Raw genomic sequence first — 9,433 nt, forward strand, 5'->3', positions numbered from 1 at the left:
TAGGAAGTTTGAGGGGTTATTGCAAAGGTCTCACTCAGGGTGAGGATAAAAATCAGTAGCGCAAGCATAACAAAAGCGGTGGGTAGTAGATAAAATAAGTGCGTAGCCTTAATTAATTCAGCTTAAGGCTGGCTTCCTGTCCCGGCTGCCTGCTCGCCTTAGTCACTTCCTGTTGTAATCGTGACTTGGCCTCAGCCAATAAGCGAATGACTTTAATGTGTTGCCACAGGGCTTTAGCTTCAGGATAATGGGTTGACATCATGGCGAGCCATTGTTTATAGCGTCCGAGTAGGCGTGATTCGGTGGTCTTCGGACCATAGAGTAGCGCTCGGCCATCTAGAAAGCGTAGCTGCATCTGCACCAAATCAAACCAGCTAAATAGGTGACTGTCCGAATCTTGACGTATGCAATGTGTGATGTCGGGCGTGGTGACGGCAGCACGACCAATCATTAAATCCTTGCAGCTCGATTCGGATTGACATTGCTTGGCATCGGCATTATTCCAAATTTCACCATTGGCAATCACATTAATTTTTAGTGCCTCACGGATAGGACGTACCTGGTCCCAAAAAGCAGGGGGTTTGTAGCCTTCAGCCTTAGTTCTTGCATGCACGGTAAGCCAGGCAGCGCCAGCATCCTCAATGGCATGGGCATTATCCAAGGTAAAATTACGATCCATATAACCCAGACGCATTTTGGCGGAGACTGGTACCTCCGCTGGGACGGCCTCACGCACGGCTTTTACCAGTTGATAAATGGTTTCAGGCTCATCTAAGAGCACTGAGCCGCCGCGATGTCGATTAACGGTTTTGGCGGGGCAGCCAAAATTCATATCAATGGCGGGCGCACCTAATTCGACCGCTCGATAGGCATTGGCAGCTAGCATATCTGGGTTATTGCCCAATAGCTGTACGTGTACGGGGGTGCCAGCCGCTGTTTTGCCGCCATTTGCTAATTCTGGGCAAGCCAGATAAAACGTGCTTTTAGGTAACAAGCTGTCGGTGATGCGTATAAACTCTGTCACGCACCAGTCAAAAGCGCCAGTCGCACTGAGTAAATCACGCATTAATGGATCGGTTAAGCCCTCCATCGGGGCAAGAACAAGTTTCACCATTGAGGAAAAATCAAAACGCTTATGTTTGAAGCTGATAGTATAGCTAAGTTAATAGCCAATCATTATTTTTCAAAACGAAGCGACACAAATAGTAGGAGTAAGGATTATGCCACTACAAGCCGGTATTTATCGTCATTATAAGGGGCAGTTGTATCAGGTTTTTCGCGTAGTAAAGCACAGTGAAACAGAAGAGGACTTAGTCTATTACCAATGCTTATATGGTGACTATTCCTATTGGGTGCGACCATTGGCGATGTTTACTGAGGAAGTATGTGATACCGAGGGGCGCAGGGTACCTCGTTTTGCATTAATTAAAGCGCTCTAAGCAATGCTAGCTGTGGAACTTAAGTGCTCACAAGGCAAAACGCGGGGCCCCTCTATCCCTTAACAGTTAATTACTGAGTAGCAGGGAGTGGCAAGACCTGCAGCCCGAAACAATGGTTTGACTTTAAAACAACCAAGTGTTTGGCTGATTAATGACTTTATTATCCACAAACAACACCATGCCTTTCACAATACGAATCACGTACCATACAGCGGTTAAGAAGGCAAGCAGAACACCGATAAAAATAAAGCTTAAGATAAAACTGATAAAGCTATATAAAATAAAGATCCAAAAGGTACGGATTAAGTAGGTGATGTGACTTTCATAGCGCGTGTTCTGATATTCATCACGCTTGAGGTAAGCCATCACCACACCCGCTAAGGTGACAAGACCGCCAGTTAAAATGCCGACGGCAAAGATAATATAAGTGATCAGCAAATAGTTTTTTTGCTTTTCAGTGACTTGCTTGTAATTAGTTAATTCGTGTGTAAAGTCTTGCATTGTTGATTTTCAGTAAAAAGCGCAAATGCTCTTATCCACATTTGCGCAACAAGTCTGTTTATTTTTTCATCATGTCAAAGAATTCGGCATTGTTTTTGGTTTCTTTGATTTTGCCTAAAATAAACTCCATGGCCTCAACCTCATCCATATCGTGGATGAATTTACGCAGAATCCATACCTTTTGTAAGTCTTCTGGCTTCATTAACAGCTCTTCGCGACGGGTGCCGGATTTGTTTAAATTAATGGCCGGGTAAAGACGTCGCTCCGCTAAGCGGCGCTCCAGATGTACCTCGCAGTTACCGGTACCCTTAAACTCCTCATAAATCACGTCATCCATGCGACTACCGGTTTCAATCAAGGCGGTACCGATAATGGTTAAAGAGCCACCTTCTTCGACATTACGCGCGGCACCGAAAAAGCGTTTAGGACGGTGTAGGGCATTTGCATCCATACCGCCGGTAAGTACCTTGCCGGAGGCAGGAATCACCGTGTTATAAGCACGTGCTAAGCGTGTAATGGAGTCTAAAAGAATAATCACATCCTTTTTTAGTTCGACTAGACGCTTAGCCTTTTCAATCACCATTTCTGCTACTTGTACGTGACGTGTGGCTGGCTCATCAAAGGTGGAAGCCACCACTTCACCGCGCACCGTTCTTTGCATCTCGGTGACTTCCTCTGGACGCTCATCCACTAACAAGACGATCAAGGTAGCATCTGGGTAGTTGGTGGTAATCGAATGTGCAATATGCTGCATCATCACGGTTTTACCAGATTTTGGTGGGGCAACAATGAGTGCTCGCTGGCCCTTGCCGAGTGGCGCAAAAATATCCAAAATACGGCCCGTGTTGTTTTCTTCGCTGCGAATATCACGCTCTAAAATCAGTGGTTGGTCAGGATGCAGAGGCGTCAAGTTTTCAAACATCATGCGATGCTTAACACGCTCCGGTGCAACACCGTTTACCTTTTCTACCTTGACTAGGGCAAAGTAACGCTCATTGTCCTTGGGCACGCGCACCTCACCCTCAACGGAGTCACCGGTGTGAAGATTAAAACGGCGAATTTGTGAGGGTGAAATATAAATATCGTCTGTATTGGCTAGGTAGGAAGTCTCTGGAGAGCGTAAAAAGCCGAAACCGTCTGGCAAAATCTCTAACACGCCATCTCCGAAGATTTGCTCACCAGCTTTAGCGCGCTTTTTCATAATCGCAAACATGAGTTCTTGCTTGCGAAAACGGTTAGCATTATCAATTTCTAATTGTTGAGCCAGTTCCAGTAACTCGGTGACGTGTAAAGACTTTAGTTCGTTTAAATGCATTGTTTTGATATGTTAATGAGTTAATTCAATTGGCAGCCGAGTGAATTCGGCTGCGCGCAGTGTAATAAGGTCAAAAAATAAAGGATTAGAGGGCCTGCTCAATCAAACTGGCAAGTTGTTGCTTATTGGCGGCGCCAACTTGTGTTGCCAGCTCCTGACCGGCTTTAAAGGTTTTTAAGGTAGGAATACTACGGATGCCGAAACGGGCGGCGACCTGCGGGTGCTCCTGTACGTCAACCTTGACGATGCGCACTTGCTCGGCATAATCCTGCGCTAGCTCATCTAATACCGGCGCAATTTGTCGGCAAGGACCGCACCAAGGAGCCCAGAAATCAACTAATACAGGTACTACGGATTCTAAGACCTCAGCATCAAAGCTTGCGTCTGTGGCATGAATGATATTGCTCATAATTTATACTCTTTAATCTATGTTGACAGCACACGTCACGTTATGCTGCTGAGGCACTAGCGACGAAGCCGTCATGCTATATATAGCAAATCCTGTCCACCTAAAGAAGACAAGGGAGTGTCTACAAATGGGAATCTAATTTGGTCTGCGAAATGATTGAGACCATAGAATAATGCTTATTACAATCTGAAGACTCACGCGAGGTGAGAAAAGCATTTATTATTTAATGTGGTTAGAATAACATTAAAATCTGCACAATGTTGCTGAATGGGTGCAGATGCCCCACAAATTTCTCATATAGACTATAAAATGTCTTATTTTTACACTTTCAATCAATTCATCAGTTAAGCGGTATGTCCCAACAACAAAGCTACGAAGAAAGCTCGATTCAGATACTTAAAGGCTTGGAGCCAGTGCGCGAGCGCCCGGGTATGTACACCCGTACAGAGTCACCGTTGCATATTATCCAAGAGGTTATCGATAATGCGGCGGATGAGGCCTTGGCAGGCGTTTGCCAGCATATTACCGTCACCTTGCATCAGGATCAGAGTGTGAGCGTCGAGGATGATGGTCGCGGCATTCCCGTGGGCTGGCACAAAGAAGAAAATGCACCGGTGGTGGAAATTGTGTTTACTCGGCTCCATGCGGGCGGTAAATTCAATAAGGATAGTAATTCTGCCTATGCTTTCTCAGGTGGCTTGCATGGCGTGGGAGTATCGGTGACGAATGCGCTGTCCAAACGTTTGGAGGTGGTGGTCACCCGTGGCGGTGAGCAGCACCAATTGGTTTTTGCCGACGGCGGTCATGTGGCTGAGCCTTTAAAAGTGATTGGCAAAGCACCTGCGCGTAAATCGGGCACCTTCGTGCGTGTGTGGCCTGATGCTAAGTATTTTGATAGCCCGACGATTCCAGTGGCCGATTTGCAACGTTTATTACGCAGTAAGGCAGTGTTATTACCAGGTGTTTCGATTACTCTGATCAATGAGAAAAATGGTCAAAGCCTTAATTGGTGCTATAGCGACGGTTTACGTGGTTATCTTGAAGAGGAATTGGCTGGGGATGAGTTATTAATCCCGATGTTTGAGGGTAAGCAGTTTGCCGCTGCGGATGATGAAAGTTTTGCTGAGGGCGAGGGCTGTGAGTGGCTTGTGGCCTGGACCATTGAGGGGGCAGTAGCGCGCGAGTCTTATGTTAATCTGATTCCTACCCTAAGCGGTGGTACCCATGAGGCGGGTCTGCGCGAGGGTTTATTTAATGCACTGAAGACTTTTATTGAACTACACAATTTATTACCCAAGGGTGTGCGTTTATTAGCAGAGGATTTATTTGCGCGAGCGAGTTTTGTGTTATCGGTGCGCATGCTGGATCCCCAGTTTCAGGGCCAAACCAAGGAACGTCTAAATAGTCGTGACGCCGTGCGTTTAGTTAGTAATTACGTCAAAAGTGCCTTTGAATTATGGTTGAATAGCAACGTCGACTGGGGGCGTTCACTGGCAGAAATGGTGATTCGTCAGGCGCAGGCACGTGCTCGTTCAACCAAAAAGGTGGAAAAGCGTAAGAGCTCTGGCGTTGCGGTGCTACCCGGTAAATTAACCGATTGTGAGTCCGATGATCCAACTCGCACGGAGGTGTTTTTAGTGGAAGGGGATTCCGCTGGTGGTTCTGCTAAAATGGGTCGCGATAAAGAGTTTCAGGCGATTTTGCCATTGCGTGGTAAGGTGCTAAATGCGTGGGAAGTGGATCGAGATCGCTTATTTGCGAATAAAGAGATTCATGATATTTCAGTGGCGATTGGTGTCGATCCGCATGGCCCCAAGGAATCGGTTGATTTATCGGGTTTACGTTATCGTCGTATTTGCATTTTGTCGGATGCGGATGTGGACGGTTCTCATATTCAAGTGCTCTTGTTGACCTTATTCTATCGTCATTTTCCTAAACTGGTGGAAAATGGCTTTGTTTACGTGGCGCAGCCGCCTTTATTCCGTGTTGATGCACCGGCACAAGCAAAGCGTCCAGCACGTAAAATTTATTGTTTAGATGAACGTGAATTAGACTCAACGGTGGATAAATTAATCAATCTTGAGGGTTATAAAGAGGCAAGTCTTAGCATCAGTCGCTTTAAAGGTCTGGGTGAAATGAGTCCGGAGCAGCTTTGGGAAACCACGATGAATCCAGATACACGCCGTTTACTGCCAGTAAATTATGGCGAATTTAGCCCTGAAGACACCATGAAAATGTTTGATATGTTGATGTCTCGCGGTGAGGCGCAGCAACGTCGCGCTTGGTTAGAGGAAAAGGGCAATCTTGCCGACCTTGATATTTAAACTGAATTAAAGTATTCAATGACAGAGCAAAACAATTTATTTGATGTGCCCGAAGAAGAGGGCGTGACGCTTGGTTTATATGCTGAAAAAGCTTATTTAGACTATGCTGTTTCAGTGGTCAAAGGGCGTGCTTTACCAGATGTGAGTGATGGTCAAAAGCCGGTACAGAGACGTATTCTGTATGCCATGAATGCGATGGGGCTTAAGAATCATGCCAAGCCGGTCAAATCTGCACGTGTGGTTGGTGATGTACTGGGTAAGTATCACCCACACGGCGATCAGGCAGCTTATGATGCCATGGTACGGATGGCACAAAGTTTTACCTTGCGTTATCCACTGGTTGATGGACAGGGTAATTTTGGTTCCCGTGACGGTGATGGTGCGGCCGCTATGCGTTATACCGAGGCACGGCTCACGCCAATGGCTGAGCTGCTGTTAGAGGAGTTAGGCGAGGGCACGGTCGATTTTATTCCTAACTATGATGGCAGTGAAAAGGAGCCCGTACTGTTGCCAGCACGCTTACCGATGATGCTCTTAAATGGTGCCTCTGGTATTGCGGTGGGGATGGCGACGGAGATTCCTTCGCATAATTTACGTGAAATCGCAGCTGCTTGTGTGGCCTTATTGAAAAAGCCCAACATGGCAATTGAGGAGTTACTGAGCTTTGTGCCCGGGCCTGATTTTGCAAATGGTGCGCAAATTATTACCGCTGCGGAGGAAATTGCCGAGATCTATAAAAGCGGTCGTGGTTCGATTAAAGTACGTGCCCGTTGGGAGTTTGAGGAGTTGGCTCGTGGTCAATGGCAGTTAGTGGTTACAGAGCTGCCGCCTAATACCAGCGCTCAAAAAATTCTTGAAGAGATTGAGGAGATCTCTAATCCGCGCGTGCGCACGGGTCGTAAGGCACTGACCTCGGAGCAGCAACAGGCTCGCTCTGCTATGTTGTCGTTATTAGATTCGGTGCGTGATGAATCGGGTAAGGACGCAGCGGTACGTCTTGTGTTTGAGCCTAAAACGTCCAAGGTCAGTCGTGAGGACTTTGTTAATCAGCTATTAGCTAAAACCAGTATGGAGGGTAATGCTAGCATTAACCTAGTCTGTATTGGGATTGATGGGCGGCCACGTCAACGCAATTTATTGGAAATTTTAACGGAATGGTTGCAATTCCGTACCACCACTGTAACGCGTCGAACCCAATATCGTTTGGACAAAGTCAGCGATCGTATCCATGTGTTGGAAGGTCGTATGGTGGTTTATCTTAATGTGGATGAGGTTATTGCCACCATTCGTGAGTCCGATGAACCACGACCTGCCTTGATGAATCGTTTTAATCTGAGTGAGCGTCAGGCCGAAGATATTTTAGAAATGCGCCTGCGTCAATTAGCCCGTTTGGAAGGCTTTAAAATTGAGCAGGAATTAGAGGAAAAACGCAAAGAACAAGCGGAATTACAGCATCTCTTAGCAAATCCGGCAGCCATGCGCAAAATGATGATTAAGGAAATTGAAGCGGATGCCAAGAAATACGGCGATGAACGTCGTACCATCATTCAAGAAGCCGAAAAAGCCGTTTTGGAGATTAAGGTGGCTGATGAGCCAGTGACGGTCGTTATTTCGCAAAAGGGCTGGATTCGTTCACGTCAACATCATGGACACGATCCGCAGCAATTTAATTTTAAAGCCGGTGATAAGCTCTACGATACCTTTGAAGTACGTACCGTGGATCAGCTGATTGCGCTTTCTAATGTGGGCCGAGCTTATACGGTTGAGGTAGCGGATTTGCCGTCGGCACGTGGTGACGGGCAACCGATCACCGCCATGGTAGACAGTGAGTCTAATACGAAAATTAACCATTTTATTGCAGCGGATAAGGCGCAACAGCTATTGTTGGTGCAAGAGCATGGGGTCGGTTTTATAACAACGATAGAGGATATGGTGAGTCGTCAAAAAGCGGGTAAGCAGTTTGTGACGCTTGAAACGCCACTATTAAAGCCCTTGTTCGTTAAGCCAGACGATCGCTATCTCGCCTTATTGAGTAAAAAAGGTCGTTTTTTAATCATTGCTTTGTCGGAAGTAAAAAAATTAGCAGGCGGTGGTTTAGGGACAATCTTAATCGGTCTCGACGATGATGATAAGCTAAGTCAGATCGTAGCCTTTGGTGAAAATGGCTTAGCCGTGAGCGGCACTTATCGTCGTAAAGCAAGTACAGACGTTTTAAGTTTAAATGAGCTGGAAGTATATATAGCTAAGCGTGCACGCAAGGGTCGTGCCTTAGATGTGAGGCTTAAGGATATTAGCTTAAGTCGTGCGCCTGAGGGTGGCACGAATGAAGCAAGCGAATAAGTACAGCTTGCCTAATCAGACAAAAGGAATGTCATGTCATATAAAGTGGAAGTGATGCCGAGTGGGCATCAGTTTACGGTAAAAGAAGGTCAAATTATTTTAGATGCCGCCTTAGATGCGGGTGTGATTTTACCTTATAGCTGTCGTAGCGGTTCGTGTATCAGTTGTAAGGGTAAGGTAGTGGCAGGTGATTATGACCCGGGTATTGGAACCGAGCAGATGATGTCGCCTGATGAAATGGCTGAGGGCTATACTCTGTTTTGTCAGACGACGGCACAATCCGATTTAGTGATAGAAAGTCCAGAGGTGCGCTTAGAAACCGATATCATTACTCGTAAAATGCCCGCGCGTGTGCTTAAAATGGACAGGCTCAATGATGATGTGATGTTGGTACAGTTGCAAATGCCTTCAACTGAGCCTTTTCGTTATTATGCCGGTCAGTATTTAGATTTTATCTTTAAAGATAATGTGCGCCGTTCCTATTCGATTGCGGTGGCACCCGAAGAGGGTAAAGTGCTGGAGCTGCATATACGTCATATGCCAGGCGGTATGTTTACGGATCGTCTGTTTGGGGTGGGCGAGCGACCGATTAAAGAGCGTGAGATTCTGCGGATTGAGGGACCTTTGGGCACCTTCTTTTTGCGTGAGGACTCGGATAAGCCAATGATTTTTGTGGCGAGTGGTACCGGTTTTTCTCCAATCAAGGCGCTCATGGAGGATATTATCGCCAAAGACATCCAACGACCTATTACCTTTTATTGGGGTGGTCGTCGACCTAAGGACTTGTATATGAATGCTTTGGTCGAGCAATGGGCTGCGGATTTGCCGTTTTTTAATTATATTCCGGTGGTATCAGATGCCTTGCCAGAGGATCAGTGGCAGGGTCGTACTGGTTTTGTACATCAAGCCGTCTTAGATGATGTTGAGGATTTATCTGGCTATCAGGTGTATGCCTGTGGGGCGCCGATTGTGGTTGAAAGCGCACGTAAAAGCTTCATCAATGAAAAGGGACTACCTGAAACGGAGTTCTTTGCCGATGCCTTTACTTCGGCTAAAGACGGGGCTTAAGGCCTCTCTATGTCAGGATAGTTGTCACCCTCTAAAT

8 protein-coding genes are annotated in these 9,433 nt (G+C 46.4%); 4 read left to right on the forward strand and 4 right to left on the reverse strand.

Annotated elements, in window-relative coordinates; translation table 11 throughout:
• Positions 1-112 precede the first annotated feature (112 nt).
• The gene (locus HMPREF3144_RS05490; protein WP_197050876.1) at positions 113-1,114 is read right to left on the reverse strand and encodes a tRNA dihydrouridine synthase; all 1,002 of its coding nucleotides are present in this window, start codon (positions 1,112-1,114) and stop codon (positions 113-115) included.
• A gap of 106 nt (positions 1,115-1,220) precedes the next feature.
• Between HMPREF3144_RS05490 and HMPREF3144_RS05495 the strand changes: the two genes are divergently transcribed.
• The gene (locus tag HMPREF3144_RS05495) at positions 1,221-1,439 is read left to right on the forward strand and encodes a DUF1653 domain-containing protein (protein WP_036560075.1); all 219 of its coding nucleotides are present in this window, start codon (positions 1,221-1,223) and stop codon (positions 1,437-1,439) included.
• A 123-nt stretch (positions 1,440-1,562) separates the two neighbouring features.
• Here HMPREF3144_RS05495 and HMPREF3144_RS05500 read toward each other — a convergent pair whose 3' ends face one another.
• The 3 genes from HMPREF3144_RS05500 to trxA all read right to left on the reverse strand — a co-directional run bounded on the left by HMPREF3144_RS05500 (position 1,563) and on the right by trxA (position 3,664).
• Positions 1,563-1,940 (reverse strand): DUF4870 family protein, encoded by a 378-nt coding sequence (locus tag HMPREF3144_RS05500; RefSeq protein ID WP_036560073.1) that lies wholly within the window; start codon positions 1,938-1,940, stop codon positions 1,563-1,565.
• A gap of 58 nt (positions 1,941-1,998) precedes the next feature.
• Positions 1,999-3,255: a transcription termination factor Rho gene (rho, locus tag HMPREF3144_RS05505; RefSeq protein WP_036560071.1), complete on the reverse strand. Its 1,257-nt coding sequence runs from the start codon at positions 3,253-3,255 to the stop codon at positions 1,999-2,001.
• An 85-nt stretch (positions 3,256-3,340) separates the two neighbouring features.
• A complete protein-coding gene (gene trxA / locus HMPREF3144_RS05510; RefSeq protein ID WP_036560069.1) occupies positions 3,341-3,664 on the reverse strand; it encodes a thioredoxin in 324 nt (107 codons plus the stop codon).
• Positions 3,665-4,017: 353 nt separating this feature from the next.
• On the opposite strand from trxA, the gene parE reads away from it, so the two are divergent.
• Genes parE through HMPREF3144_RS05525 form a run of 3 tightly spaced genes read left to right on the forward strand, consistent with a single transcriptional unit; the run spans position 4,018 to position 9,396 of the window.
• Positions 4,018-5,988 (forward strand): DNA topoisomerase IV subunit B, encoded by a 1,971-nt coding sequence (gene parE, locus HMPREF3144_RS05515; RefSeq protein WP_070476875.1) that lies wholly within the window; start codon positions 4,018-4,020, stop codon positions 5,986-5,988.
• An 18-nt stretch (positions 5,989-6,006) separates the two neighbouring features.
• Entirely contained in the window at positions 6,007-8,328 is a 2,322-nt protein-coding gene (parC, locus tag HMPREF3144_RS05520) for a DNA topoisomerase IV subunit A (RefSeq protein WP_070476876.1), read from the forward strand.
• 33 nt (positions 8,329-8,361) lie between these two features.
• Positions 8,362-9,396, forward strand: coding sequence for a CDP-6-deoxy-delta-3,4-glucoseen reductase (locus tag HMPREF3144_RS05525; RefSeq protein ID WP_070476877.1), 1,035 nt, complete (start codon positions 8,362-8,364; stop codon positions 9,394-9,396).
• Positions 9,397-9,433 lie beyond the last annotated feature (37 nt).

Source organism: Oligella sp. HMSC05A10 (genome assembly GCF_001808335.1).
Taxonomy (GTDB): Bacteria; Pseudomonadota; Gammaproteobacteria; order Burkholderiales; family Burkholderiaceae_B; genus Oligella; species Oligella urethralis.